The organism is Streptosporangium sp. NPDC004379 (assembly GCF_042873875.1).
GTDB lineage: Bacteria > Actinomycetota > Actinomycetes > Streptosporangiales > Streptosporangiaceae > Streptosporangium.
The window spans coordinates 135,747-162,742 of the sequence record NZ_JBIAMC010000006.1; the positions used below are offsets into that span (position 1 = coordinate 135,747).

The window sequence follows — 26,996 nt, forward strand, 5'->3', positions numbered from 1 at the left end:
AATCGGTGGCTACCGGGCCGATCGTGCACCTGGCAGAAATGCTGGCATGACCCCGTCCACCGTGCCGGCGCCGGCCACCGGCGTCCGCTCCCTCCTGCCAGGGCTCGTCGTGTCGGCCGCCGGTGTCGCGGCGGCCACCGGGGTCAACGCCCTCCTGCCCGCCGTGAGCCCGCTGATGGCGGCGGTCGTGCTCGGCGCCCTCATGGCGAACCTCGGAGCGCGCCCGGCGGCCCTGCGGCCCGGTCTCTCGTTCGCCTCCAGGCGGCTGCTCCGGCTCGGCGTCGTGCTCCTCGGCGCGCAGCTCGCCGTACGGGACGTCCTCGCCCTCGGGCTGCCGGTGGTGCTGCTGGTGGTGGCGACGGTGGCCGTCACCTTCTCCGGCACGTGGTGGCTCGGACGCCGGCTCGGGCTGGGCCGCGACCTCTCGCTGCTGACGGCCACCGGCTTCTCCATCTGCGGCGCGGCCGCGGTCGCCGCGATGAACGGGGTCACCGACGGCGACGAGGAGGACGTCGTGACCGCGGTCGCCCTGGTCACCCTGTTCGGCTCCCTCTGCATCGTCGCCCTCCCGCTGGCCCAGGGGTTCCTCCGCCTTCCCCCGGAGGGCTTCGGCGTCTGGAGCGGGGCGAGCGTGCACGAGGTGGCCCAGGTGGTCGCCACGGCGCAGACGGCCGGTACGGCGGCGCTCGCGACGGCCGTGGTCGTCAAGCTGACCCGGGTCGTGCTGCTGGCCCCGCTGATCGCCGGCGTCGGCGTCCTGCGCCGCCGTACGGCCGGGCCCCAGGCGGGCGGGAAGCCGCCCCTCGTCCCTCTCTTCGTGGCCGGTTTCCTCGGGATGGTCGCGCTGCGCAGCCTCGGCGCCCTGCCGGACGCCTGGCTGGATCCGCTCAGGACGGCCGAGACCCTGCTGTTCACCGCCGCGTTGTTCGCCATGGGGGCCGCGGTCGACCTGCGGGCGCTGACGCGCACCGGCCGCCGGGCCGTCGTGCTCGGCGCGCTGTCGACGGCCCTCGTCTCGCTGGTGGCGCTGGGCGGCGTGCTGATCCTGACGTCCCCGGGCTGATCGTCCCGGCGCCGATGCGCCGCCATCACCGGTGGCCCGGCGCGTCGCCGTAGGCCGCTCGCGCCGGGCGGGTCCCCTGTCCGCCGGCGAGGATCACCGGCGGACAGGGGACGGGGGACACGGGCCTCCGGGCCCGGTCACCCGCGGGCCGATCCCGGATCAGCAGCACACGGCGGCGGTGGTGAAGGTGGTGAAGGCCGGGAGCGTACAGGCGACGCCCCCGACGAAGGTCGGGCCGCCCCAGCCGACGAAGCCGCCCCACGGACGGACGAAACCGAAACCGGGCCGGATGAAGCCGCCCCCGGGAACGCCCCAACCGGGGCCGCCCCAACCTGGACCGCCCCAGCCGGGGCCGCCGGCCACGAAGCCCGCCTGGGTGAGACCGACCGGACGAGCCGGAACGGCGGTGGCCGCCGAAGCGGCGACCGGTGCCGCGACGGCGAGCGCGGCGCAGACGGAACCGGCCAGAAGAAGCTGACGGATCATGGTCATATAACCTCCTGTCCATATATGATCACTCTCTGTGACAATCGCCAGGTTATCGAACCGTTCATCGGGAAGCCGGACATGCGGGTCAACGTCCGGCAATCAATGACGGCGATATGGACGATGTCCGCGACGGTGCTCCGGGACCCGGCGCCGTGGTGGAGGCGAACCCGGAAGCGTACGGCGGGCACGCGGCCGGGGCGGCGCGGCGGGCGCAGCCCGTGGCCATGCGGCGGGTGGGGCCCCGGGGCCGCGCGGCGGGCACTGTCCGGACGCCGTCCGGGCGCGCATACCATGCAGCGGTGGAGGTTCTGGAGCCGGAGGAGTGGCGGGCGCGGGCGGCGGCCTACGAGCGGCGCGTCGAGGCGTGGGTGGCGCCGCACCTGGCGCGCAGGTCGCGGGGCGAGGCGCACCCGGTCGAGGACTTCCTGTTCACCTACTACGGGCACCGGCCCGGACGGCTGCGCCGCTGGCACCCGGGCGCGGACGTCCTGCTCAGGGGCGCGCGCGACCTCGGCCCCGACTACGTCGACACCCCCGAGGGGGCGACGCTCGACGTGGCGGCGCTGATGGACCGGCGCGGCTCCTCCGTCGAGTGGACCGCGCGGCTGCTGTCCGCCACCGCGTCGCGGCCGGCGTTCCTCGGCTGCTTCGGCCTGCACGAGTGGGCGATGGTCTACCGGGCGGAGGAGGTACGGCACGGCGCCTGGCCGCTGCGGCTGCCCGGGGAGGAGATCGCGCGGATCGTGGAGCAGCGCGGGGTGCGGTGCAGCCACTACGACGCGTTCCGCTTCTTCACCCCCGAGGCCCGTCCGCTGAACGCGTTGCAGCCGACGAGGGAGCGGCAGCCGGAGCTGGAGCAGCCGGGCTGCCTGCACGCCAACATGGACCTGTACAAGTGGTCCTACAAGCTGTCGCCGCTGGTCTGCGGGGAGCTGGTCGCCGACTGCTTCGAGCTGGCCCGTGACGTGCGCGCCGTGGACATGCGTGCCAGCCCGTACGACCTGGGCCGGCTGGGTTACCGGCCCATCCGGATCGAGACGGCCGAGGGGCGGGCCGAGTACGCCGCCGAGCAGCGGGGGTTCGCCGAGCGGGCCCGGCCGCTGCGCCGCCGGCTGCTGGACGCCTGCGAGCGGCTGCTGTCCGGCGCCGGCCGTACCTGACTCCTCCGGCTCCGCGCCTGTAAGGCCGGTGCCTCCAGCCGGTGCGGCGGAGCGTGCCGGCCCTCCGGCTCCGCGTGCCCGTACGGCTGGCGCCGGCCGTACGGAAAGCGGGGGCCCGCCGGTCGGAGCGGGCCGTCCGGGGGATCAGGAGCGGCCCGGGTGTCCGCGGGCGCGGCGGGTGCGGTTGTCGCCGGCCAGCGCGGCCGCGGTGTTGACGATCGACACGTGGCTGTAGGCCTGCGGGAAGTTGCCGAGCTGGCGGTGGCGGGCGGCGTCGTACTCCTCGGCGAGGAGGCCGACGTCGTTGCGGACCGCGAGCAGCCGGTCGAACAGCTCCCGGGCCTCCTCCCGGCGGCCGATCAGTGCCAGGGCGTCGGCCAGCCAGAAGGAGCAGGCGAGGAAGGCCCCCTCTCCTCCGGGCAGGCCGTCCGCTTCCTCGTCGGAGCGGTAGCGATGGACGAAGCCGTCCTCGGACAGCTCGCGCCGTACCGCGTCCACCGTCCCGGCGACGCGGGGGTCGCCCGGTGGCAGGAAGCCGAGTCTGGGAATGAGCAGGAGAGCGGCGTCCAGTCCCGTCGAGCCGTAGTACTGGGTGAAGGTGTTGCGGCCGGGGTCGTAGCCGCGCTCGCAGACGTCCCGGTGGATCTCCTCGCGCAGCGCCCGCCAGCGGTCCGCGGGGCCGTCGCGGCCGTGGTTCTCGACGGCGGAGATCATGCGGTCCGCCGCGACCCACGCGAGGATCTTGGAGTGGACGAAGTCGCGGCGCGGGCCGCGCGTCTCCCACAGCCCGTTGTCGGGCTTGCGCCAGGCGCCCTCCAGATAGTCCATGAGGACGAGCTGGAGGTCCCACGCGTCGTCGTCCGGTCTGAGCCCGGCGTCGCGCGCCAGCTCCAGGCAGTCCATGATCTCGCCGTAGACGTCGAGCTGGAACTGGGCGGAGGCGGCGTTGCCGATCCGCACCGGCTGCGCCCCCTCGTAGCCGGCGAGCCAGTCGGGGTTCCACTCCGGGATCCGGCGGCCGCCGTCGAGGGTGTACATGGTCTGGAGGTCGGCGGGCTCTCCGGCGACGGCCCGCAGCAGCCAGTCGCGCCAGGCGGTGGCCTCGTCGTCGTACCCGGCGTGCATCAGCGCCTGCAGGGTGAAGGTCGCGTCCCGCAGCCAGCTGTAGCGGTAGTCCCAGTTGCGGGTGCCGCCGGGCCGTTCGGGCAGGGAGGTGGTGGGGGCGGCGACCAGGCCCCCGGTGGGGGCGTAGGTCAGCGCCTTGAGGGTGAGGAGGCTGCGCCGGACGGCCTCGCCGTACTCCCCGTCGTAGCGGCAGCCTGTCAGCCAGCGGTTCCACATCCGTTCGGTGGCGGTCAGGGACTCCTCGGCGTCGGTCCGCTCGGGGCGGGGCAGCCACGACTCCCGCCAGGTCAGCACGAACGGCACCCGGTCCCCGGCGGAGACGGTGAAGGCGGCGGTGGTGCGGTGGGCCTCCTTGTCGGGGCACAGCGGGACGGGACACTGGAGCCAGGCGGCGTCCGGACCGGCCACGACGGCGAGCCGGCCGCCCTCGTGGCGGAGCCAGGGCACGATGTGGCCGTAGTCGAAGCGCAGCGTCAGCTCGGTGCGCATCTCGACCCGGCCGTGGACGCCCTCGACGATACGCACCAGGTCGGGCGCCTGGCCGCGGGCCGGCATGAAGTCCACGACGCGCACGCACCCGTCCGGGGAGTCCCATGTCGTCTCCAGCACCAGGGTGTCGCCACGGTAGCGGCGCCCGGTGCAGGTCTCCCGGCCGGTCGGCGCCAGCAGCCAGCGTCCGGCGCGCGGGCCGTCCAGCAGCGCGGCGAAGCAGGCCCCGGAGTCGAACCGCGGCAGGCACAGCCAGTCCACCGAGCCGTCCCGCCCGACCAGGGCGGCGGTGTGCATGTCGCCGATCAGCGCGTAGTCCTCGATCCGCATCCCGTGCTCCCTACCGATCCGTCTCTCTGCCTCCCGCCGGTCCGTTCTGTGCGTCCTGCCGGTTCGTCCGGTTCCTCCCGCGGCTCCGTCCTGTTCCTCCAGCCGGTCTCCGACGGCTCCGACGGCTCCGACGGCTCCGACGGCTCCGACGGCTCCGACGGCTCCGACGGCTCCGACGGCTCCGATGGCTCCGATGGCTCCGATGGTCAGGCGACACGGTGGCCGGCGGCGGCGCCGGGCCGCAGGGTCAGGCCGTGGCCGGGTGTGTCGGCGCGGGGGCGCGCGGTCCCGCCCGCGGGGTCGGCGGCGCCGTCGAACAGCTCGGCCTCGATGCGCGCGTGGTCGTGGAACCACTCGACGTGGCGCAGGCCGGCGGTGGCCGCGGCGGCGGGCAGGTGCAGGTTGGGCGCGCAGTGCGCGGACACCTCCAGGTGGTGCCCGGCGGCGATCGCCGCGGCGCCGAACCAGCCGGTGTAGCCGCCGCAGCGGGTGGCGTCGATCTGCAGGCAGTCCACGGCGCCCGCCTGGCACATCCGGGTGAAGTAGGTCAGGTCGCTCCCGTACTCGCCGGCGGCGACGTCGGCGCCGATCCGTTCGCGCACGAGGCGCAGCCCGGCCAGGTCGTCGGAGGAGACCGGCTCCTCGAACCAGCTCACGCCCTGGCCCTCGAGAAGCGGGGCCAGCCGTACGGCCTGCTTGGCGGTGTAGCCGCCGTTGGCGTCGACGTACAGCTCGGCTCCGGGGCCGACGGCCTCCCGGGCGACGGCGACGCGGTGCAGGTCGCGGCCTGCGGCGGTACCCCGGGACTCGCCGATCTTGATCTTCACCCGGGGGATGCCCAGCTCGTGGGTCCAGTGCCGGAGCTGGGCGCGGGTGGTGTCGTCGTCGTAGGTGGTGAACCCGCCCGACCCGTAGACCGGCACGTCCGGGCGGGCGGCGCCGAACAGGCGGGTGAGGGGCGTGCCCAGCAGCCGGGCCTTGAGGTCCCACAGGGCGACGTCCACCGCGGAGATCGCGTATCCGGCGATCCCGGGGCGGCCGGCGTTGCGCGCCCGGCGGGTCATCGCCGTCCAGGTCGCGGGGATGTCCATCGCGTCGGAGCCGGTCACCGTACCGGCCAGGACCTCGGTGACGAAGGCCGCGGCGGCCGCGGGCGCGTAGGTCCACCCGGTGCCGACGGCGCCCTCCGCGCCGGCCTCGACCACCACCAGCGTCGTCGCGTCCCAGGCCAGCGTGCCGTCCGCCTCGGGGCGGTCGGCCGGCACACGGTAGGCCGCGGCGCGTATCTCCTTGATCGCCGTCATCACGTCCCCTCTCCGCCGGACGTTCCGCCGGACGCCCTCCTCCGTGGGCGTCACAGCGGCCCTCTCTGCCGAGCCTCCCGCCGGAGACCGAGCCGCCATATCCCCGGGATATTTGATTAACGGCAAATTTCAGTAAAAAGCGATATTTTCCGTCCGGTGAGTGTTTGGCGGCACCCGCCCGGCGCACGCTCGCAGGTATGACCGACATCGCCTCGGAAGTCCTCATCGAGCGGCTGGCCGCCTGGGGAGTCGACACCGTCTTCGGGCTGCCCGGCGACGGCATCAACGGGATCATGGAAGGGCTGCGCCGCCACGCCGACCGGGTCCGGTTCGTCCTCGTGCACCACGAGGAGGCCGCCGCGTTCATGGCCGCCGGCCACGCCAAGGCGACCGGCCGGATCGGGGTCTGCCTGGCGACCTCCGGGCCCGGCGGCATCCACCTGCTCAACGGCCTCTACGACGCCAAACTCGATCACCAGCCCGTGCTGGCGATCACCGGCATGCAGGAGACCAGCGTGCTGGGCACGGGCTACCAGCAGGAGGTCCACCTCGACCGGCTGTACGCCGACGTCGCCGACTACAACCTCGTCGTGGACAACCCGGCGCAGCTCCCCGGGGTGGTGGACATCGCGATCCGCACCGCCTACGCCCGGCGCGGCGTGGCCCACCTGTGCCTGCCCAACGACGTGCAGGTGGCCCCGGCCGACGCCGACCCCTACCGGCACGTCGCCCCGGCGCGGCCCCCCGCGACCGCGCCGATCTACCTGCCCGCGCCCGGCGTGCCCCGCCGCGAGGACCTGGAGGCCGCCGCGGAGGTGCTCGACGCCGGTGAGCGGGTCGCGATCCTGGCCGGCGCCGGCGCCCTGCACGCGCGGGAGGAGGTGCTGGCCACCGCCGACGTCCTGGGCGCCCCGGTGATCAAGACGCTGCCCGGCAAGGCCGTCATCCCCGACGACTCGCCCTACTCGGTCGGCGGGATCGGCCTGCTGGGCACCCGGCCCGGGGAGGACCTCATCGAGGACTGCGACACCCTGCTCATGGTCGGCACCAACTTCCCCTACACCAAGCACCTGCCCGAGCCGGGCGAGGTGCGCGTGGTGCAGATCGAGGCCGACCCGTCGCGGGCCGGCGTGCGCATGCCGACCCAGGTGCCGATGATCGGCGACGCGAAGGAGGGGCTGGCCGCGCTGCTGCCGCTGCTGAGGCGCAAGGACGACCGGAGCCACCTGGAGAAGTACCGGCGGGCGATGGACCGCTGGCGCGCCGACATGGCGGCCCTGGAGTCGCCCGACCGCGACCCGATCGCCCCGCAGTACCTGATGGGCTGCGTGGACCGGGCCGCCGCCGGCGACGCGATCCTCACCTGCGACTCCGGCACGATCGCCACCTGGGCGGCGCGGCACTGGACGATCCGGGGCGACCGGCGCTTCTACCTGTCGGGCAACCTCGCCACGATGGCGCCCGGCCTGCCGTACGCGATCGCGATGCAGCACGCCTTCCCCGGGCGGCAGGTGATCGCGTTCGTCGGCGACGGCGGCTTCGCGATGCTGATGGCCGAGTTCCTCACCGCCGCGCAGCACCGGCTGCCGATCAAGGTCGTGGTCAACAACAACAACTCCCTCGGCCAGATCCTGTGGGAGCAGATGGTGCTCGGCTACCCGGAGCACGGCGTGCGGTTCGCCGAGCCGGCCTCCGACTTCTCCGCCTGGGCGCGTTCCTGCGGGGCCTACGGCCGCAAGGTGAAGGCCCCCGGCGACGTCGAGGAGGCCGTACGGCAGGCGCTCGCGCACGACGGTCCCGCCCTGGTGGACGTGGACGTCAACCCCAACGAGCCGCCGATGCCCGGAAAGGTCGGCCACGACCAGGCGGTCAAGTTCGCCGAGGCGTTCCTCAGGGGGCAGCCGCACCGGGCGGCGATCGCCACCACCCTGTTCAAGGACAAGATCTCCCAGCTGGGGAGGTGAGCGCGATGAGTCCGGTCGTCCCGATGCCGTCGCCGGTCACGGCCCGCCCGGCCCAGCCGTACGTGCGGGTGCGCGACCTGGAGCGCGACCTGACCGCCCGGGTGGACGGCGAGGTGCGGTTCGACCCCGGCAGCCGCGGCGCCTACTCCACCGACGGGTCCAACTACCGACAGGTGCCGCTGGGCGTGGTGGTGCCCCGCACGGTCGAGGCCGCCGCCGAGACCATCGCGGTCTGCCGGGAGCACGGCGCGCCCGTCACCTCTCGGGGCGGCGGCACCAGCCTGGCCGGGCAGACCTGCAACGTCGCCGTGGTGATCGACTGGTCGAAGCACTGCGACCGCCTCGTCTCCGTGGACGCCGACGCCCGGACCTGCGTCGTCGAACCGGGCATCGTGCTCGACGTCCTCAACGCGCGGCTCGCGCCGACGGGGCTGATGTTCGGGCCCCGGCCCTCCACGCACTCCCAGTGCACGCTCGGCGGGATGATCGGCAACAACTCCTGCGGATCGACCGCGCAGGCGTACGGCAAGACCGCCGACAACGTCGGCCGCCTGGAGGTCCTCACCTACGACGGCGCCCGGATGTGGGTCGGCGCGACCGACGAGGAGGAGTACGCGCGGATCCTCGCCGGGGGCGGCCGGCGCGCGGAGATCTACCGCGAGCTGCGGGAGATCGTCGCCGCCGACGCCGGGGAGATCCGCCGCCGCTTCCCCGACATCCCGCGGCGGGTGTCGGGCTACAACATCGACCAGCTCCTGCCCGGCGGCGACTTTAACATGGCCAGGGCACTGGTCGGCTCCGAGGGCACGCTGGTCACCGTGCTGCGGGCCGAACTGCTCCTGGTGCCCGCCCCGGCCGCCGAGAGCCTCGTCCTCCTCGGCTACCACGACATCGTCACCGCCGCCGACGCGGTGCCGCGCATCGCCGCCCACCGTCCGCTCCAGCTTGAGGGCGTCGACGACAAGCTGATCGACTACGAACGGCGCAAGGGCATGCACCCCGAGGCGGTGAAACGGCTGCCCGAGGGCGGCGGCTGGCTGATGGTGTCCTTCGGCGCCGACTCCCAGCGCGAGGCCGACGAGCGGGCCCGCGCCCTCACCGACGACCTCAGCGGCACCGGGCACGAACCGCACATCGCCTTCTTCGACGACGAGAAGACCGAGAAGCAGCTCTGGGAGCTCCGCGAGTCCGGCCTGGGAGCCACCGCGCGCGTCCCCGGCATGCACGAGACGTGGGAGGGCTGGGAGGACTCCGCCGTACCGCCGGAACGGCTCGGCGGCTACCTGCGGGACCTGCGCGCCCTCCTGGAGGAACACGGGTACGGCGCCGCCTCGCTGTACGGGCACTTCGGTCAGGGCTGCGTGCACACCCGCATCCCGTTCGACCTGGTCACCGCCGACGGCGTCGCCGCCTTCACCTCCTTCCTCGACCGGGCCGCCGACCTGGTCGTCTCCTACGGCGGGTCGCTGTCGGGGGAGCACGGCGACGGCCAGGCGCGCGGGCAGCTGCTGCCCAGGATGTTCGGCGACACGGTCATGGCGGCGTTCGGCCGGGTCAAGGCGGTGTTCGACCCCGATGACCGGATGAACCCGGGGAAGATCGTCGCCCCCTACCGGGTGGACGAGAACCTGCGGCTGGGCACCGGCTGGACCCCGGCCGACCCGCGCGTCCACTTCGGCTACCCCGACGACGACGGAAGCTTCCAGCGCGCCGTCATGCGCTGCGTCGGCGTCGGGAAGTGCCGCAGTCACGACGGCGGCGTCATGTGCCCCTCCTACCGCGCCACCCGCGAGGAGGAGCACTCCACCCGGGGCCGTGCCCGGCTGCTGTTCGAGATGCTCGGCGGCCACGCCGACTCGCCGATCGGCGACGGCTGGCGCTCCGAGGCCGTACGGGACGCCCTCGACCTGTGCCTGGCGTGCAAGGGCTGCAAGCACGACTGCCCGATGAACGTCGACATGGCCACCTACAAGGCCGAATTCCTCTCCCACCACTACGCCCGCAGGCTCCGCCCGGCCGCCCACTACTCGATGGGCTGGCTGCCGCTGTGGGCGCGCCTGGCCGCGCTCGCCCCGCGGGCGGCCAACGCGCTCGCCCACGGGCCCGGCACGGCGGCGCTGCTCAAGCGGCTGGGCGGTGTGGAGCCGGCCAGGAGCCTGCCGGTCTTCGCCGGCACCCGTTTCAGCGACCGGTACCGGCGGCGCGGCCCGCGCGGCGACGGGGAGCGCGGGCCGGTGCTGCTGTGGCCCGACACCTTCACCGACAACTTCGCCCCGGGGATCGGCCTCGCCGCGGTGGACGTGCTGGAGGACGCCGGGTACCGCGTCCTCGTCCCGCCCCGCACCCTGTGCTGCGGGCTGACCTGGATCTCCACCGGCCAGCTCGGCGTGGCCCGGCGGGTGCTGCGCCGTACCGTGGGCGCGCTCACCCCGCTGCTGCGCCGCGGCGTGCCGATCGTCGCACTGGAGCCGAGCTGCGCCGCCGTGTTCCGCGACGACGCCGCCGGACTGTTCCCGCACGACCGGGACGTGACCAGGCTGGCCGAGCAGACCCGCACGCTGGCCGAGCTGCTCGCGGGGACCGAGGGGTGGGAGCCGCCGCGGATCGGCGGGACGGCGGTCGCCCAGCCGCACTGCCACCACCACTCGGTCCTCGGCTACGACACCGACCGCCGTCTGCTGGAACGCGCCGGGGTCGAGCTCGGCGTGGTCGGCGGCTGCTGCGGCCTCGCCGGGGACTTCGGTTTCACCGCCGGCCACCACGAGGTGTCGATGGCCTGCGCCGAGCAGGAGCTGCTTCCCGCGGTGCGCGCGGCCGGGCCGGACACGCTGATCCTGGCCGACGGGTTCAGCTGCCGGACCCAGCTCGAACAGGCCGGAACCGGCCGCCGGGCGCTGCACCTGGCGGAGGTCCTCGCCGCCGGTCGGGACCGGGAGCGGAATCAGGACCGGGGCCGGGACCGGGCGGAGGGGGTACGGGCGGACGGGACGCCGCCGGACGGGACACGGGCAGACGGGACACGGCCGGTTCGGGGCGGGAGGTGAGAACCGTGGACCACGGGGAACGCACCACGTCAGTGACCGCCACGGGCCGCGCCCCCGGGACCGCGGAGAACGCGCCGCGCGGACGGTCGCCCGGGGCCGTATCCGCCGGGAGGCCCCGGCGCCCGCGACCGGCGGACCACCCGAGAAAGGCGCGATGAACACCGACGAAGCCCGCGACGCCGCCGCCGGACCCCGGAACGGCCTGGCCACGGCGGTCTGGCGGGTCGAGGAGGCGTCGCTCGCCCTGGTGGAGATGACGCTCAACGCCGTCGCCGAGGACAGCGACCTGTCGGTCACGCAGCTGCGTGTACTGCTGGCGGTCGACCGGCACGGCCCCCTCAACCTCAGCGCGCTCGCCGCCCACCTCGCCATGTCGGTCTCCGCCGCCGGCCGGCTGGTCGCCCGGCTCGACGACGCCGGGCTGCTCACCCGCCTGCTGGCCCCGCACAGCCGCCGTGAGATCAGCATCGGCGTCACCGAGGCCGGCCGCCGGGCCATCGGACGTCTGCGCGCCGCCCGCCGTCGCCGTATCGCCGCCGCGCTGACCCGCCTGCCGCCCGGCACCCGGCAGGCGCTCGCCGGAGCCCTCACCGAGTTCACCGCCGCCGCGCGGACCGGCGAGGAACCCGGCGGCGGGGCCGCGCGAGATCCCGGTGACGGAACCGCGCAGGACCCCGGTGACGGGGCCGCGCGGGACCCCGGCGGCGGGGCCGCGCGGGACCCGCTTCCGCCACCCGAGGACGCCGCCGGGTACGCCTCGGACCCGACGCGTACCGACCGGACCACCAGGAGGAACCAGTGACCACGCGAGCGCTGACCGTCGTACCGCAGCAGAAGGACTCGCTGGCGGTGACCGACGTCCCCGACCCGGAGCCCGGCGAGAACGACCTCCTCGTGGACGCGCTCGCCCTCGGGGTGTGCGGGACCGACCGGGAGATCGCCGCAGGTGACTACGGCACGGCGCCGGACGGACGGGACCGCCTCGTGATCGGGCACGAGTCCCTGGGCCGCGTACGGCGGGCGCCGGAAGGCAGCGGGTTCTCCGAGGGTGATCTCGTGGTCGGCGTGGTGCGGCGCCCCGACCCGGTGCCCTGCGGCGCGTGCGCGCGCGGCCAGTTCGACATGTGCCGCAACGGCCGCTACACCGAGCGCGGCATCAAGGATCTCGACGGTTACGGCAGCCGGTCCTGGACCGTGGAGGCCGACTACGCGGTCAGGCTCGATCCGGGGCTCGGCGAGGCCGGCGTGCTGATGGAGCCGACCAGCGTGGTGGCCAAGGCGTGGGAGCAGATCGAGAAGGTCGGCGGCCGGTCGTGGTTCGATCCGGAGACGGTGCTGGTCACCGGTGCCGGGCCGATCGGTCTGCTGGCCGCGCTGCTGGGCGTGCAGCGCGGCCTGGACGTCCACGTCCTGGACGTCGTCACCGAGGGACCCAAGCCGCGGCTCGTGGCCGACCTCGGGGCCACCTACCACTCCGGCGACCTCTCCGACGCGGCCGCCGCCGCCAAGCCCGACATCGTGATCGAGGCGACCGGGGTCAGCAAGGTCGTCTTCGACGCCATCACCGCCACCGTGCCCTACGGCGTCGTCTGCCTGACGGGCGTCTCCCCGTACGGGCGGCGGCTGACGGTCGACGCGGGCGGCCTGAACCGGGAGATCGTCCTGGAGAACGACGCGGTGATCGGGTCCGTCAACGCCAACCTCGGCCACTACGCCGCGGCAGCCGAGGCGCTGGCCAAGGCCGACCGCGACTGGCTGGGACGGCTCATCACCCGGCGGGTGCCGCTGGAGCGGTTCGCCGAGGCGTTCACCGCCGAACCCGAGGACGTCAAGGTGGTCATCACCTTCGAGGACTGATCCGCGAACCCGAGGCGGCGGGCGCCCGGCCCGCGGCCCTGCGGGGCTGTGGGGGCTGGACCCGCTGGAGCGCCTCGGCCGGCCAGTCCTGCAGGCTCGCCGCGGCCTCGAAGGTGGACTGGGCGAAGTCGAGGATCGCCCCGCGAGGGTCGGGGGCGTTCCTGACGTCGTCGTAGCGCAGCACGAACTCGCCGAAGGCGTCGTCGTAGCGGGCCGCCTCGGGCAGGACGGGCCGGTCACGGAAGCCGGGAGGCTCGGGGTAGGCGTAGGAGTAGAACACCGGCTGGTCGATCCGGGCGCCGTTGATCCACGTCCCGCCCGGCCAGAAGCCGAGGTCGCTCTGCTCGGCGTTGAAGCTCAGCCTGGTGACGGGATCGGCGCCGGACGGCGGCTCGGCGGGCCGGCCGGAGTAGCGGGTCGTGGACAGGTCGAACGCGCCCCAGTAGAACTGCACCGGGCTGCACTTGCCGGCGAACCGGGCCCGGAACTCGGTGAAGACCTCCTCCACCCGCAGGAGCACCTGCCAGAACCGCTGGACCTGCGCCGCCTCGTAGGTGGCGTGGCGGTCGTCCCGGTCGAACCGTACGGGGTCGGCGAACTCGACCGGCATCGTGCGGATCTCGACGTCCACCCCGAGGTGGGCCAGGGAGCGCAGGACCTCGGCGTAGAAGTCGCGCACCGAACCGCCCAGCGCGATCGTGCGGCGCCCGCCGTCGGAGGTCTCGATGTGCAGGGAGTGGTCGAGCAGGTCGAAACAGATCTCGAAGGTGCGCTCGCCGTACGGGATCGGGCCGGTGGAAAGGCCCCGGGCCGTGAGGTGGAAGGCCACCTGCCACCAGTGGTTGACCATCGGCCGCAGGGCGAGCGAGATCTTCCCGACCACCTGCGCGTACATGTGCAGCGTGTCGTAGGTGTGCTGCCATCCGCTCACCGGCAACGCCGGCCAGCCGTTCCCACGTTCGGCCATCGCACCGTTCCTCTCTTCCTCTCGTCCGCCCGCCCCGGATGCCCGGGACGCCGGGGTCGCGTCACCGAGCCTCGGGTTCCGGGGGCTCGGGTTCCGGGGGGCCAGGTTCCGGGGTCGCGGCGCCGGGGGCCGGGTTCCCGGGGCGTCCGGGGCCGTGCTCCGCGCGGAGCAGTTCCACGACCGCGCCGATGTCGGCGTCCCCCCAGCCGCTCGCGGCCGCCTCCTCGTAACGGCGCTCGACCGTCCGGGCGATCGGCAGGTCGAGGCCGAGCGACCGGGCGAGCCCGATCACGAGCCGCAGGTCCTTGGCGCCGAGGCGCGTCGTGAACCAGCCCTCGTGGTCGCCGTGGAAGATGTCGTCGAGCCGGTTGTGCACGCCGGGGGCGACCGTCGGCCACTGGTAGAGGAAGTCCTGCATCATCCTCTCGTCGAGCCCGGCCGCCTGCCCGGTGGCGACCACCTCGGAGAGCAGCGCGACGCCGGACATGAGCAGGTGGTTGTTGAGGACCTTGTAGATCAGGCCGGCGCCCGGGTCCTCCCCGCAGTACCACTGGACCGAGAAGACGTCGGGCCACAGGGACCGGATCCGGTCCATGACCTCCCGGTCCCCGCTCAACAGCCCCATGGCCTGTCCGGCGGCGAGCGCGGCCGGTCCCCCGACGACGGGAGCGGCCACGAACCGGTGCTCCGGCGTCATCTCCCGCAGTTCCCGGGCCGTGTCCGGCGACACCGTGCTCATGTCGACGACGACCGGCGGGTCGGGGCCCATGTGCGCCGCGAGACGGGTCAGGACGTCGCGGCACGCCCGGTCGTCGGTGAGCGTCATCAGGACGGCGTCGGCGTCACGGGCGGCCGCCTCGGGGCTGGACGTCTCCTCGGCGCCCGCCCGGACCAGCTCCCCGGTCCGGCCCCGGGTACGGTTCCAGACCCGCACCGTGTGTTCGCGGGCGAGCAGCCGCCGGGCCAGCGCCGTGCCCATCCGCCCCACTCCCAGCACCGCCACCCGCATGTGCCGCTCCCCCCAGGCCGCCGGTTCCGCGGCCGTCCGGTCGTCCCGCCCGTTCCGTCACCTGTCGCTCCGTCGTCCGGCGGCCACCGCTCCCGGGTTCCGCCGTCCCGTCCCGCCGTGACCGCCGGTGGTCGTCAGGCCGCCTTCTCCACCTCGTGCCCGTGCACGATCAGGGCGTAGATCACCAGGACGTCGATCGCGATGACGATCAGGGACCACCAGGGATAGGCGGGAATGAAGAGCATGTGCTCGATGGCGTTCAGCGCGACGAGCACGACCGCCACGACGCGGGCCCACGTCTGCCCGGTGACGAGGGCGATGCCCACCGCGATCAGGAGGATGCCGAGGATCAGGTGGATCCACCCCCACGCCGGCAGGTTGAGGAACACCACCTGGTCGCCCGTCTGCACGTAGAGTGCGCCCCGGAAAATGGCCGACAGGCCCGTGATGACGTTGAAGACGCCCACCAGGATCATCATCACCGCGGCGAACCATATCCAGCCGAGCCAGCCGCTCGCCCGCGCGCCGTATGCCATGCCGACCCCCGTTTCCCGCGGGTCCCCGTGAGGGCCGTTCCCGCGCGGCGTCCGTCCCCGGCACAACGAAGACGTCGATGCCGGTGAACAGCATCTGCTAAGGGATAATCCCCCGTTTTTCATCGTTTCACCGTTTTGTCGGGTTCTTTCCGATTCCCTGACGTCCGACCCGTCCGGGCGCTCATGACGGAGAATCGGAGTCGTGCGGTTCGGCATCCTCGGCCCAACGGAGGTACGGCCCGCCGACGGGCGTCCGGTGCCCGTCGGCGGACCACGGTTGCGCGCGCTGCTGGCACTCCTGCTCCTCGCCCCCGGCCGGGTGGTGACCACGGCCCGGCTCATCGAGGGCCTGTACGGCGACGACCCGCCCGCGGGCGCCGGCAACGCGCTCCAGGCACAGGTCTCCCGGCTCCGCCACCTGCTGGACACCGCCGGCGCGGCCGGAACCGCGAGCGGCGGCACGGACGGCGGCGCGGACGACACCGCGGGCGGCGGCGCGGGCGGCGGCGCGGGCGGCGGCGCGGGCGGCGGCGCGAACGGTGGCCGCGGAATGGTGACGCGCCATCCTGCGGGCTACCGGCTCGCCGTACCTCCCGAGGCCGTGGACGCGCACCGTTTCGAACGGCTCGCCCGGCAGGGCCGCGCCGCCCTGGCATCGGGGCGTCATGAGCGGGCCGGGGAACTGCTCGGCGAGGCGCTGGGCCTGTGGCGGGGACCCGCTCTGGCCGACGTCCTGAACGCGCCGTTCGCCACCGCCGCGGCCGCCCGCCTGGAGGAGGCGCGGATCGCCGCCGCCGAGGACCACGCCGAGGCCCGGCTCGCCCTCGGGCGACATCGCGAGCCGGTCGCGGGCCTCCGTATGCCGGTCACGGACCTCCAAGCACCCGTTGCAGACCTCCAAGCATTGGTCACGGACCGCCAGGCACCGGCCGCGGACCTCCATACGCCCCCCGCGGACCTCCGTACGCCGGCCGCGGACCTCCGTACGCTGGTCGCGGATCTTCATGAGCTGGTCGCGGCCCACCCGCTGCGCGAGCGGCTGCGCGGCCAGCTCATGCGCGCGCTGTACGCGTGCGACCGGCAGGCCGAGGCGCTCGCGGTCTACGAGGACGTTCGCGCGCGGCTGGCCGACGAGCTCGGCGCCGACCCGTCACCGGAGCTGAGGGCGATCCACCTGTCGGTGCTCCGGGGCACCCTGCCCGTTCCCGGACCGGACGTCCCACCGGCCGGGGACCGGAGCCCGCGTTCCGGAGACGGCGCGAGCACGCGGGCCGGCGTGCCCGCGCAGCTCACACCCCTGGTGGGCCGGACGGACGAACTGGCGCGGATCGGCGGTCTGCTCGCCGGGTCCCGCCTCGTCACGCTCACCGGGCCCGGCGGCACCGGCAAGACCCGGCTGGCGGCCGAGGCGGCCGCGCACGGTCACGACGATGTCTGCTTCGTCGAGCTGGCGCCGCTCACCGACGGCTCCGACGTGCCCCGCGCGGTTCTCGGCGCGCTGGGGCTCCACGAGCCCGGGATGCTGCCCGCCCCGGGCGGAGCCGTGCCCGACCCGGTCGTGAGGATGGTCGCCGCGCTCGCCGAGCGGCGGACGTTGCTCGTCCTGGACAACTGCGAGCACGTGGTCGAGGCCGCCGCCGCGCTGGCCGCCCGGCTCCTGAGCGGCTGCCCCGGGCTGCGCGTCCTCGCCACCAGCCGCGAGCCGCTCGGCATCACCGGTGAGACGCTGTGCCCCGTCCCCCCGCTCACGCTCCCGCCCCCGGATGTCCCCGCCGCCGAGGCGCTCGGCTTCCCCGCCGTCCGGTTGTTCGCCGAGCGGGCGGCGGCCGTACGGCCCGGGTACGCGGTGGAGTCCGAGGCCGACGCGGTCCTGCGCGTCTGCCGGGCCCTCGACGGCCTGCCGCTGGCGATCGAACTGGCCGCGGCCCGTCTGCGGTCGCTGACGGCCGCCGAGGTCGCCGCCCGGCTGGACGACCGTTTCCGGCTGCTGTCCCGAGGCAGCCGCACGGCCCAGCCGCGCCACCGGACGCTGCGCGCGGCGGTGGAGTGGAGCTGGGACCTGCTCGACGAGGACGAACGGACGATGGCCGGGCGTCTCACGGTCTTCGCGGGCGGCGCCACGCTGGAGGCCGTCGAGCGGGTGACCGGGATGCCGGACGCGGTCGACCTGCTGGCCGGCCTGGTGGACAAGTCGCTGGTGGAGGTGGTGGGCGACCGCTACCGGATGCTCGACACGATCCGCGCCTTCTGTGCCGAACGACTCGCCGACGCGGGTGAGGAGGAGGCGCTGCGCCGGGCGCATGGCGAGTACTTCCTCGGTCTGGCCGAGTCCGCCGACCCGCACCTGCGCGACGCCGAGCAGCTCGAGTGGTTGCGGCGGCTGGACCGGGAGTACGAGAACCTGCGCGCCACGGTGCACCGGGCCGTCCTCCCCGCGGAGGTCCCGGGGACGGTGGGATCTCCCGGTTCCCCGGGCTCCCCGGGTTCCCCCGGCGCTTCCGGTCCCTCCACCCCCGCTCATGACTCCGGCTCCTTCGGATCCCCCGGCCCCTCCGGTTCCGGTTCCGGTTCCACGCGTTCCTCCGGCCCCTTCGAGCCGGTGTTCGCGCTGCGGCTGCTGTCGGCCCTGACCCCGTACTGGTGGCTGCGGGGGCTGCGGGGTGAGGCGGCGGCCCCGGCCCGGCGGCTCCTCGATCGGATCGGCCTTCGCCCTCCGGCCGGCGCGGAGGAGGAGTACGCCCTGTGCGTGTTCCTCGCGGCGTCGGCGGGCAGGCATGATCCGCGGCTCAGGCCGTACGTCGAGGTCGCCGAGGCGATCATCGCCGGTCTCGACGGACCGCCCCGGCAGCCCTTCACCCTCGTGGTCCAGGCGGTGGTCCTGGGCATGCCGCAGGGGGACCTCTACCTGCGGTCCATCCGGCGGTTGGACCGGCTCGGCCTGGATCCGTGGACCCGCGCGCTGCTCGACTTCGGATACGGCTACCACTGGTGGTCGAACGGACGGCCGGTGGAGGCCGAACACGACTTCGAGGCGTCCCTGAAGAGGTTCCGGTCCCTCGGCGACCGCTGGGGAACGGTCACCGCGCTCACCTCGCTGGCCGAGCTCGCCATCTGGCGAAGGGACGACGGCAGAGCCGCCGGGCTGGTCGGCGAGGCCATGTCCCTCGCGGAGGAGCTGGACGCCACCACCGACCTGGCCGACCTGCTGTGCCGCCGTGCCGAGCTGGACGTACGGGCGGGAGATCTGGACGGCGCCCGGGACGGGTACGAGCGCGCGGCCGGGTTCGCCCGCCGGGCGGGCGATCCGGCGACGCTGGCCGGCGCCCGTCTCGGTCTCGGCGAGGTCGCCCGGATCCGCGGAGATCTCGCCGGGGCCCGCGCCTGTTACGAGACCGCTCTCGCCGGATGCGACCTGGAGGGGTACCTCGCCGAGGAGGTGCGCGGGCGGCTGCGCGTCGCCCTGGGCAGGCTCGCCGAGATGGAGGGTGACGCCCGCGAGGCACTGGACCGGCACCTCTCGGCGCTCTCCGGTACGGCATGGCGGCGCAACCCGCCGCTGGCCGCCCTCGCCACGGAAGGTCTGGCGGGTGTGGCCCTGCTGGAGGGGGACGGTGAACGAGCCGCCTTCCTGCTGGGTCTCGGCGAGGCCCTGCGCGGCGTCTCCGTACCGGCCGGTCCGGACGACCCGGACGTCGCCCGGGTCGGAGCCGGAGCCCGCGCCCTGGCCGGTGACGCGGTGTTCGAGGCGGCCCACCGGCGGGGAGGCGGCCTCACCATCGGCCGGGCGCTCGACGCCCTCGACCGGATCCGCACGGGCGCCGGGGAGCCGTCCACGCCCGGACGATGAGCCGCACGGGCGCCGGGCAGCCGTCCATGTCCCGACGATGAGCCGCACCGACCCCGGGCGGCCGTCCACGCGTCCGCGCCCCGGCGATGAGCCGCACCGCCCGTCGGGAGCTCGTCAGCGTCCGGTCAGCGAACCGTCGGGGAGAACGGCGACGCTGCGTCCATGACCTCCCCCACGATCTCCCCGACGCGCAGGTGGGGCACGCTGGTGATCGCCTGCCTCGCCGTACTGCTTCTGTCCATCGATCTCACGGTGCTGCACCTGGCCGCGCCCAGGCTGGCCGAGGACATGCGGCCCTCCGCCCCCCAGTTCCTGTGGATCGCCGACGTGTACGGCTTCGCGCTGGCCGGTCTCCTCGTCACCATGGGCAACATCGGTGACCGGATCGGGAGGCGGCGGTTGCTGCTGATCGGCATGACCGCCTTCGGAGCGGCCTCGGCGCTGACCGCGTACGCGCCGGCCCCGGGATGGCTCATCGCGGCCCGGGCGCTGCTCGGCGTCGCGGGCGCCACCGTCATGCCGTCCACGCTGTCGATCATCCGGAACGTCTTCACCGACACGAGGCAACGAGCCACCGCCGTCGGCGTCTGGAGCAGCGTCTCGGCGCTGGGGTTCGCCGTCGGCCCGCTGGCCGGCGGGCTCCTGCTCGACCACTTCTGGTGGGGCTCGGTCTTCCTGATCAACGTTCCGGTGGCCGTATTGATCGTGGTGGCCGGCGCCTTCGTGCTTCCCGAGTCGCGCAACCCCCGCCCCGGACGAATCGACGCGGTGAGCGTGCCGTTGTCCGCCGTGGGCGTCGTCGCCGTGATCTACGCGCTGAAGACCGCCGCCCACGACGGCGTCACCGGTGCGGGCGTCTGGGCGGCGGGGGCGTTCGGCGTCGCAGCCCTCGTCATGTTCACCCGGCGCCAGACGCGGCTGGCCGAGCCCCTCATCGACGTCCGGCTCTTCCGCCACCGCGCCTTCTCCGGGGCGATCGGGGCCAACATGGTCGGGATCTTCGCGATGCTCTCGTCGTCCCTCGCCTTCGCCCAGTACTTCCAGCTCGTCCGGGGCTGGTCGCCCCTGGTCTCCGGGCTGGCGAGCCTCCCCGGCGGCCTGGGGGCGGCGCTGGGCGGCGCCCTGGCCTCCAGCCTGATCATGGCCGTCGGCCGGGCCCGGGTCACCGCCCTGGGACTGGCGATGACCGCCGCGGGGTTCCTCATGTACAGCCGGATGGACGCCGGCACCGGTTACGCGTACATGCTGGCCGCGATGCTGGTCGCCTCCGCCGGCACGGGTCTCGCCTTCGCGGTGACCAACGACACCGTTCTGGCCTCGGTGCCCAGGGAGCGGGCGGGCGCGGCGTCCGCGATCGCGGAGACCGCCCAGGAGATGGGCGGCGCGCTGGGCATCGCCGTACTGGGAAGCGTGCTGAACGGCGTCTACCGCGATCGCCTGGAGCTGCCCTCCGGGGTGCGGCCGGAGGACGCGCGTCAGATCGGCGAGTCGCTCGGCGGGGCACTGGAGACGGCGGCCTCCCTGCCTCCGGCGCTGGCCGGAGCCGTCGCCGAGGCGGCACGGAGGACGTTCGTCACCGCCATGCAGCTGACGGTGCTGACCGGCGCCGCTCTTCTCGCTCTTCTCGCGGTGGCGGTGCTCTTCGCCCTGCGCGGTGTCCCGAAGGTGATCCCCGAGGTGGTCCTCGACGACCGGGGCGGGGCGCACGAGAAAGCCGCGACGGCGGGATGACGGGTCCGCCGAGGTGCTCGGCGGCGCAGGGATCCCGGACGGGCCGCCTCCGCTGCGGCTCCGCACGGGTTCGGGACGGACCGCTTCCCCGCGACTCCGCGCGGTGGCGGTCCGCAGCCGGCGGAGCGGAATACGAAGGCCGTTCATATCGGCCACCGGCCGGGGAGCCGAGGCCGGAACCGTGAATGCGACGTCGTCCACCGGCGCGGCGATCCCCCGCAAGAGCGGCAATTCACCACAAGAGCAACGTCAAACCTGTCGTAGATGAATGTTGGATAACAAGAAAGGCCGGACCCCGGGGATGACGCACCCGCCGAGGCCGTCCGCAGGGATTCGGACGGCCTCGCCATCCATGGAACAGGCCAGCGGACCGGGGTTTCGGACAGCCATTTATTGCGATTATAAGCTAATTAAAACCTAATAACCATAAGTGATGATTACCCGGCCCCTTTACCTTCCCTAGGGATCACGGTCAGTCTAATATTTGGACCTATGTCATGGCGCGCATCAGATTTCCCAGATAGGAACGCTGGTTCCGCCTACCCCGCAGGATCTTCCCGGGCAGACGAATTCGATCACCTGTCGGACTGGCATCCACCGCGGCTGCTCGCATTCGACCCTCGGAAGCTCATTCTGTTCAGCGCAATTCTGGTGATCTTGATCGGCGCGGGGGTCTGGTTGACCACCTCGAACGCCCCCAGCCCCGGCGCGCTGGCCGCGGACCCGTCATCCGCGCCACCCGACGCGGACTGGAGGACGGCGTCCCCCTCGGCTTCCGCCTCGGTCTCCGCCACCCCGTCCACTCCCATCTCGTCCCCCTCCGCCCCCGTCTCCTCCCCGGAGCCGGACGCTCCCAGCGCGTCCGGTGCGCCGGAGAAACCGAAGAAGAACGACAAGCCCGGCAAGGCCGACGTGAAACCCACGGTTCCGCCGTCCACTGCGCCCAGGACCGGCGCCGGTGAGCGGACGGAGACCAGGGCGGTGGTGCCTCCTCCTCCGCCCGTCTCCTCTCCCTCCTCCGCCGACTCCTCGGCGAACTCCTCGGCCAAGGGAGGCTCGGCCCAGCTCACCGCCAAACAGGCGTACCGCATCCACAGCGACTACCAGCGCGGGCTGTCGGTGGCCCAGCGGGACCTCGACCAGGTCGCGATGGGCAAGCTGGAGAGCGGTCTCGCGGTGCAGATGACACGGGCCGGTTTCAGGACGGCGGAGATGGAAGGCGGCTCGGTTGCCGCAGGAATATGGCCCAACCCGCGTGTGTGGATCCCCCGCCACGTCGAGGGCCGCCCCGACTGGTTCGTGGCGATCTCCACCAAGCCCGGAGTGGGTCGGGTCGCCGACCTGATGAGCTCCACCCCCGCCGGCTGGCGGCTGGTGGCCTCCGCCGCCGACACGCGGGCCACCCCCGACCGGTTCCCCGTGATCGCGACCGACGACGACGGCTACGCCATGAGCCTGTCCGAGAACGCCTCGGGCCTGGTCGCCACCCCGCGCCAGGTCATCGACGCCCACCTGGCGAGCATGGAGCGGGCCGAGACCAACCCGATGTTCGCCGACGGGCCCTGGACCAGCGACGTCGCCCTGTTCTGGCAGGAGGAGCGCGCCCAGTTGGAGGACGCAGGGTGGAGCCTGACGCTGTCGTACCTGCCCGAGGGCCCGGTGCGCGCGTTGCGGACCGCCGACGGTGGCGCCCTGGTCTGGTACGGGGCCCGCTCGACCGACACGCGCAAGGTCGAGCAGCCGGGGGCGCGGGTCGGGCTCAAGGGGGCGGCGGCCGTGCGCACCCGCAACAGGTCCTTCGCGCACTCGGCGCGGGCTTCCTACGGACGCATGTACGTGACCTACATCCCCCCCGCCGGCTCCCCCGATCCCGTCCGCGTGCTGGGCGACTGGAGCGAGGTTCTGGAGAGCCACGGCGACTGACGTAGCACCGAAAGAAGAGGAACGTTCATGATGACACCCTCACGTAGGGCCTCACGCGCGACGGTGGTCACCGCCAGTGTCGCGATCGGCGTGTTCGGCGCCGGCGCCGGGCTGGGAGCCGTCATCGCCGCTCGGTCCAACTCCGCGGACTCCCCCGAAGCAGGAGGGATGCGCCTGGTCGCGGGCACGTACCGCCTGGACGACCGGGTAGGCGCCTGGACGGCGCTGGGCGCGTCCGGCGCGGGCCGGCTCTCCGGGAGCGGCCAGGCCGCCCGGGGCGCAGCCACCGGCAGCACGAAGGTCTGCCTGGCCGCGACCACCGACGGGCACGCGATCGCCGGCGGGGCGAGCGGCTGCGTCGCGCTCCCGGCCGTGGCGGGAGCGGTCGGCGCACTGCTGCGGCCGGGCACTCCGGAGAACGCCGACAAGCCGGCTCCGCCGCCCAAGGAGAACGCCGCCCCGAAGGCCAGCGAGAAGACCAAGACGCAGCCCGTCGCGAATCCGCCGGCCGCCCCGCGCGCACAGCAGCAGGACGCCGCCCCGGTGCAGCAGCCTCCCGCGAACACCCGCCAGGTGGCTCCCCCGCCTCCGGCCCCCGCTCCCAAGGCGCCGGCTCCCAAACCCGCCCCGACGGAGAAGGTGGGCCGCGACCTCTCCGAGAACGGCAGCCGGATCCAGCAGCAGCAACAGCCCGCCGCCGAGCAGAAGCAAGAGGTCGTCGCACCCCCTCCGCCGCCGCCCTCCCCGAGGAACGACGCCCGTCCTTCGAACGGACCCGGCGCCCAATCCTCGAACGGGCCCGCCACCCGTCCCTCGAACGGACCCGACGCGGCGCGGCCGTCCGACGGCTCCCGGACCCCACCGCCGTCGGCGTACCCGCGGTCCCCCCGGAAGGGCGACCACGACCACCGGACCCGTTCCCCGCATGACGGTTACTCGGTCCGTACGGCGCAGCCGACGCCTGACGACCGGTCGCGGTGGAACCGGCGGCACGGCCGGCCGTCGGCCGACCCGCGCGTGAAGGCATGGCCCTCGGGGGACCCCCGTACGGCGTCCCAGCCGCCGAGCGCCCCCCGGACGGAGACCCAGCCGCCGGCCGACCGCCGCATGGCGACCCGGCCGCCGGCCGATCCGCGTACGGCGGCCCGGCCCTCCGACGCGCCCATCGGCGCGCGGCCGACCGGCATCCTCACCCCGGCGGCGCCCAACAGCACCATGAAGCCGCTCGTTCCCTCGGGCCCGTCCGCGCCGGCGAACCCGGCCCCGCAGCCGACGAGCTCCGCCCGGATCACCCCGGTTCCCCTGCCCTCTCCCCAGGACCGGCTTCCGTCCGCCGACGGCACGCAGCTCCCGCCGGTCGACCAGAACGCGCTCCCGCCCACCGGCCAGGACGCGCAGCCTCCGGCCGAACAGTCCCCGGCGGACCGGTCCGCGCCCCGCGCCGAGACCCCCGACCTCTCCACCCTGCCGATCTTCCGTGACCCGGAGCTCATGCGGCGGGCCCAGGAGGCCCTGGGGCTGGACAAGAACATGCGGTACACCGACGAGAACGGTGTGTGGGACCTCAACATCGCCCCGCCCGGCACCCCCGAGTGCCGGAACTACTCCGAGGACGAGCTCGCGGACCTGGGCGCGTCCCAGGGAGGCTTCTCCGTTCCGCGTGACTCGTGCGCGTGGCCCGCGTTCATCCGCTGGCTGTACGCCGACCCGGCGCCCGGTCAGGTCAGCAACTGGACCAAGTTCACCGGCCTCTCCGAACGCAACCTGGAGCTCGTGGTGAGCGATCCGTCCGACGTCCGGCAGGCTCCGCCCGCCACCGGCCAGGCCGAACCGGGTCAGGTCGGGCAGGACCAGAGCTCGGACCAGAGCTCGGGCCAGAACTCGGACCAGGGCGGATACCAGGGCTCGGACCAGGGCTCGGATCGGCGCGAGTATCCGGACCCGGACCAGGGCTCGGATCGGCGCGAGTATCCGGACCCGGACCAGCGCTCGGGCCGGCGCGGATACCCGGACTCGGGTCAGCGTGATTATCCGGGCTCGGACCAGGGCGAATACCAAGGCTCAGGTGAGGGCGAGTACTCGGGCTCATGAGCACGTCCCCCGGAGCGGGGCGCGCCGTGCTCGGTCCCGGCCAGGCCGCGGCCTGGGTGGGCGAGCACGGCGCACACCTGATCGACTACGCCGCCCGCCACCTCCCGCCCACCCGGGCGATGGCGGCGGCGGCGTCCGCGCTGGCCGCGTGCCGGAGCGGACCGGCGCCCCGGGGCGTGACGCCCCGGGGACGCCTGCTGGCCTTCCTCCGGCGGGAGTGCCGTATCTCGCCCGGTTACCGGGCGGGATACGTGCCGGAAGCCGACATGCCGGGGATGCCGGAACGCCGGCTGATCGAGCGCGCCTGGACGATCGTCGATCCGCTGGGCGCGGAGGCGCTCCGGCTGATGTACCGGCACGAGCTGACCACCGAGGACCTCGCCCACGCGCTGTCGATCTCCGTCGAGGAGGTCCCCGGGCTCACGACCCGCACCCAGGACCTGATCGAGACCCTCGTGAGCGGGCTGGACGCCCTCGCCCATCGTCGTTCCACCTGCCGCGACCTCGCCCCGCTGGCCGAGCGCGTGTTCCCCGGCGAAGGAACGGTCCCGCCCGCCGCGGAGTTCGCGGAGGCCCGCGAGGACCTGCTGTCCCACATGGTGCGGTGCACCGTGTGCACGCGACCGATCAACATCCGCTACACCGTCCCGCAGATGATCTCCCATCCCCGGGTCACGCCGCTGACCGACGAGGTCAGGCAGCGGCTCCTGGACTCCCTCCGGCCCGCCACGCGGCCGCCTGCGCCGAGGACCGCCTCCGCGCCCCCGTCACCGGGCGGAGGGACCGCGACGCCCACGGCGGGCGCGACACCCACGGCGTCCACGACCGGTACGGCGGGCGTGACACCCACGGCCTCCACGACACCCGCGGCGCCCACGGCGCCCACGGCGCCCGCCGTTCCCATGCCCGCGCCGACCCCGCCCGCCGCACCGGCCGCGCCCGCCGTACCGGCCGTGTCCGGCACGCCCGCCACGCCACCGCCCGCGGAGACCGCCGGAACCGATGCCGCCGGCCCCGGCCCGGCGTCGAGGTCGCAGGAGGACACGATGCCCGGCATCGCCGTACGGCGTCCCCGGCCGGGTCGTGCCAGGCCCCCCTACATGCCGGCCGGCCCCGAACGGCAGCAGGCCGACCGCGCCGCACCGCGCGCCGACCGCACCGCGCCGTATCCCGACCGCACCACGCCGCGCGCCGACCGCGCCGCGCCGTATCCCGCGCGCCAGGACCGCTCCAGGAATCCCTACCGGCCGGTTCTCCCGGACAGCTCGGCGACCACACCGCCGTCGCCACCGAAGGCCCGGCCGCCCTCCCCGCCCCCGCCCACGCCCGGTCAGGACACCCCGCTCTACAACGCCCTGCTCTCCCAGTCGAGGGCGCGGGAGACCCGCGAACAGGACGCGGCGGCCACCGTCCCCTCCATGCCCGCGATCACCCGCCGGACCCCGCCGGGCGGGCGTGGCGCGCGGGCGGGAACGGGCTCCGGGACGCACGACGGACACGACGGACCGGACGACGGGCCGGAGGGGATCCGGTTCGGAGCCGGTGTCCGGTTCGCCGAGGCGATGTCATGGGCCGGGAGGAGGTTCCGCACCACGACGATCAAGGTCATCATCGTCGCGGTCGCGGGCACGGCCGGCACGCTGGCCGGGATGAGCCTCCTCGGCCCGGTCATCGGCACCGAGGATCCGGCGGGGCCCCTGCAGTCGTCCGCCGCCACCGGGCCCGAGACCGCCCCGTCCACGGCCGATGGAACCGCCCCGGCCGTCTCGGGCGGACTCGCCGGCCGGCTGCGCGTCCCGCCCGTCGTGACACTGGACGAGTTCGGCCAGGGAAGCCTGCTCCTCACCCTCACGGGCGAGCCGCTGGAATGGCGGATCTCGGCTCCCGGGCTGGCCGTGACCCCGTCCAGCGGCACGCTGCGGCAGGGCCAGACGGGCGTGATCGTGCTGCGCGCCCTCAGGGTCCGCCAGTGGTGCGGGGTCCCCGCCTCCGTCTCCGCTCCCCTGACCGTGTTCGGCCCCGACGACTCGGTGACCACGACGGTGCGCTGGCGTACCTGCTGACCGC

General features: G+C 74.2%; 18 protein-coding genes. 11 read left to right on the forward strand and 7 right to left on the reverse strand.

The window, feature by feature from the left end; all coding sequences use genetic code 11:
- Window positions 1–46: 46 nt before the first annotated feature.
- A complete protein-coding gene (locus ACFYSC_RS15100) occupies window positions 47–1,063 on the forward strand; it encodes a YeiH family protein (RefSeq protein ID WP_389961342.1) in 1,017 nt (338 codons plus the stop codon).
- Between the two features lie 159 nt (window positions 1,064–1,222).
- On the opposite strand, the gene ACFYSC_RS15105 is transcribed toward ACFYSC_RS15100, so the two are convergent.
- A complete protein-coding gene (locus ACFYSC_RS15105) occupies window positions 1,223–1,555 on the reverse strand; it encodes a hypothetical protein (RefSeq protein WP_389961344.1) in 333 nt (110 codons plus the stop codon).
- Window positions 1,556–1,851: 296 nt separating this feature from the next.
- Between ACFYSC_RS15105 and ACFYSC_RS15110 the strand changes: the two genes are divergently transcribed.
- Window positions 1,852–2,712 carry a 3-methyladenine DNA glycosylase gene (locus tag ACFYSC_RS15110; protein WP_389961346.1) on the forward strand — a complete coding sequence of 287 codons (861 nt, stop codon included), beginning with the start codon at window positions 1,852–1,854 and terminating at the stop codon, window positions 2,710–2,712.
- Between the two features lie 144 nt (window positions 2,713–2,856).
- Here the strand turns inward: ACFYSC_RS15110 and ACFYSC_RS15115 are convergent, their stop codons facing one another.
- Complete coding sequence (locus tag ACFYSC_RS15115; RefSeq protein WP_389961348.1) at window positions 2,857–4,656, reverse strand: glycoside hydrolase family 15 protein; 1,800 nt, start codon at window positions 4,654–4,656, stop codon at window positions 2,857–2,859.
- 206 nt (window positions 4,657–4,862) lie between these two features.
- Entirely contained in the window at window positions 4,863–5,960 is a 1,098-nt protein-coding gene (locus ACFYSC_RS15120; RefSeq protein ID WP_389961350.1) for an enolase C-terminal domain-like protein, read from the reverse strand.
- A 197-nt stretch (window positions 5,961–6,157) separates the two neighbouring features.
- Between ACFYSC_RS15120 and ACFYSC_RS15125 the strand changes: the two genes are divergently transcribed.
- From ACFYSC_RS15125 to ACFYSC_RS15140, 4 genes are all read left to right on the forward strand, one after another.
- Window positions 6,158–7,924 carry a thiamine pyrophosphate-dependent enzyme gene (locus ACFYSC_RS15125; RefSeq protein WP_389961352.1) on the forward strand — a complete coding sequence of 589 codons (1,767 nt, stop codon included), beginning with the start codon at window positions 6,158–6,160 and terminating at the stop codon, window positions 7,922–7,924.
- Between the two features lie 5 nt (window positions 7,925–7,929).
- Window positions 7,930–10,968 carry an FAD-binding and (Fe-S)-binding domain-containing protein gene (locus ACFYSC_RS15130; RefSeq protein WP_389961354.1) on the forward strand — a complete coding sequence of 1,013 codons (3,039 nt, stop codon included), beginning with the start codon at window positions 7,930–7,932 and terminating at the stop codon, window positions 10,966–10,968.
- A gap of 154 nt (window positions 10,969–11,122) precedes the next feature.
- On the forward strand, window positions 11,123–11,770 hold the full coding sequence (locus ACFYSC_RS15135) for a MarR family winged helix-turn-helix transcriptional regulator (protein ID WP_389961356.1): 648 nt from the start codon (window positions 11,123–11,125) through the stop codon (window positions 11,768–11,770).
- On the forward strand, window positions 11,767–12,825 hold the full coding sequence (locus ACFYSC_RS15140; RefSeq protein ID WP_389961358.1) for a glucose 1-dehydrogenase: 1,059 nt from the start codon (window positions 11,767–11,769) through the stop codon (window positions 12,823–12,825). Before ACFYSC_RS15135 ends, ACFYSC_RS15140 begins: the two co-directional genes overlap by 4 nt.
- On the opposite strand, the gene ACFYSC_RS15145 is transcribed toward ACFYSC_RS15140, so the two are convergent.
- The 3 genes from ACFYSC_RS15145 to ACFYSC_RS15155 form a co-directional block, all read right to left on the reverse strand.
- Entirely contained in the window at window positions 12,809–13,792 is a 984-nt protein-coding gene (locus tag ACFYSC_RS15145; protein ID WP_362932692.1) for a DUF5996 family protein, read from the reverse strand. The two genes, ACFYSC_RS15140 and ACFYSC_RS15145, sit on opposite strands and share 17 nt — an antisense overlap.
- Window positions 13,793–13,853: 61 nt before the next feature.
- Window positions 13,854–14,801, reverse strand: coding sequence for an NAD(P)-dependent oxidoreductase (locus ACFYSC_RS15150; RefSeq protein ID WP_389961360.1), 948 nt, complete (start codon window positions 14,799–14,801; stop codon window positions 13,854–13,856).
- Window positions 14,802–14,935: 134 nt separating this feature from the next.
- Window positions 14,936–15,337, reverse strand: coding sequence for a hypothetical protein (locus ACFYSC_RS15155; RefSeq protein ID WP_389961362.1), 402 nt, complete (start codon window positions 15,335–15,337; stop codon window positions 14,936–14,938).
- A gap of 202 nt (window positions 15,338–15,539) precedes the next feature.
- Here ACFYSC_RS15155 and ACFYSC_RS15160 point away from each other — a divergent pair, with 202 nt between their 5' ends.
- Complete coding sequence (locus ACFYSC_RS15160) at window positions 15,540–19,184, forward strand: BTAD domain-containing putative transcriptional regulator (protein ID WP_389961364.1); 3,645 nt, start codon at window positions 15,540–15,542, stop codon at window positions 19,182–19,184.
- Window positions 19,185–19,346: 162 nt separating this feature from the next.
- Window positions 19,347–20,915: an MFS transporter gene (locus ACFYSC_RS15165; protein WP_389961366.1), complete on the forward strand. Its 1,569-nt coding sequence runs from the start codon at window positions 19,347–19,349 to the stop codon at window positions 20,913–20,915.
- A gap of 575 nt (window positions 20,916–21,490) precedes the next feature.
- Here ACFYSC_RS15165 and ACFYSC_RS15170 read toward each other — a convergent pair.
- Window positions 21,491–21,853 (reverse strand): hypothetical protein, encoded by a 363-nt coding sequence (locus ACFYSC_RS15170; protein WP_389961368.1) that lies wholly within the window; start codon window positions 21,851–21,853, stop codon window positions 21,491–21,493.
- A 43-nt stretch (window positions 21,854–21,896) separates the two neighbouring features.
- Between ACFYSC_RS15170 and ACFYSC_RS15175 the strand changes: the two genes are divergently transcribed.
- Genes ACFYSC_RS15175 through ACFYSC_RS15185 form a run of 3 tightly spaced genes read left to right on the forward strand, consistent with a single transcriptional unit; the run spans window position 21,897 to window position 26,992 of the window.
- A complete protein-coding gene (locus tag ACFYSC_RS15175) occupies window positions 21,897–22,838 on the forward strand; it encodes a hypothetical protein (protein WP_389961370.1) in 942 nt (313 codons plus the stop codon).
- Between the two features lie 30 nt (window positions 22,839–22,868).
- Window positions 22,869–24,929 (forward strand): hypothetical protein, encoded by a 2,061-nt coding sequence (locus tag ACFYSC_RS15180; protein ID WP_389961372.1) that lies wholly within the window; start codon window positions 22,869–22,871, stop codon window positions 24,927–24,929.
- A complete protein-coding gene (locus ACFYSC_RS15185) occupies window positions 24,926–26,992 on the forward strand; it encodes a hypothetical protein (protein WP_389961374.1) in 2,067 nt (688 codons plus the stop codon). The genes ACFYSC_RS15180 and ACFYSC_RS15185 overlap by 4 nt, the downstream gene beginning before the upstream one ends.
- Window positions 26,993–26,996: the final 4 nt, after the last annotated feature.

Bases quoted from the DNA above. Each gene is read 5' to 3' on its own strand.
- ACFYSC_RS15125 (WP_389961352.1), top strand. From the start codon at position 6,158: ATGACCGACATCGCCTCGGAAGTCCTCATCGAGCGGCTGGCCGCCTGG.
- ACFYSC_RS15185 (WP_389961374.1), top strand. From the start codon at position 24,926: ATGAGCACGTCCCCCGGAGCGGGGCGCGCCGTGCTCGGTCCCGGCCAG.
- ACFYSC_RS15135 (WP_389961356.1), top strand. From the start codon at position 11,123: ATGAACACCGACGAAGCCCGCGACGCCGCCGCCGGACCCCGGAACGGC.
- ACFYSC_RS15100 (WP_389961342.1), top strand. From the start codon at position 47: ATGACCCCGTCCACCGTGCCGGCGCCGGCCACCGGCGTCCGCTCCCTC.
- ACFYSC_RS15150 (WP_389961360.1), bottom strand. From the start codon at position 14,801: ATGCGGGTGGCGGTGCTGGGAGTGGGGCGGATGGGCACGGCGCTGGCC.
- ACFYSC_RS15145 (WP_362932692.1), bottom strand. From the start codon at position 13,792: ATGGCCGAACGTGGGAACGGCTGGCCGGCGTTGCCGGTGAGCGGATGG.
- ACFYSC_RS15155 (WP_389961362.1), bottom strand. From the start codon at position 15,337: ATGGCATACGGCGCGCGGGCGAGCGGCTGGCTCGGCTGGATATGGTTC.
- ACFYSC_RS15105 (WP_389961344.1), bottom strand. From the start codon at position 1,555: ATGACCATGATCCGTCAGCTTCTTCTGGCCGGTTCCGTCTGCGCCGCG.
- ACFYSC_RS15115 (WP_389961348.1), bottom strand. From the start codon at position 4,656: ATGCGGATCGAGGACTACGCGCTGATCGGCGACATGCACACCGCCGCC.
- ACFYSC_RS15165 (WP_389961366.1), top strand. From the start codon at position 19,347: ATGACCTCCCCCACGATCTCCCCGACGCGCAGGTGGGGCACGCTGGTG.
- ACFYSC_RS15120 (WP_389961350.1), bottom strand. From the start codon at position 5,960: ATGACGGCGATCAAGGAGATACGCGCCGCGGCCTACCGTGTGCCGGCC.
- ACFYSC_RS15180 (WP_389961372.1), top strand. From the start codon at position 22,869: ATGACACCCTCACGTAGGGCCTCACGCGCGACGGTGGTCACCGCCAGT.
- ACFYSC_RS15130 (WP_389961354.1), top strand. From the start codon at position 7,930: ATGAGTCCGGTCGTCCCGATGCCGTCGCCGGTCACGGCCCGCCCGGCC.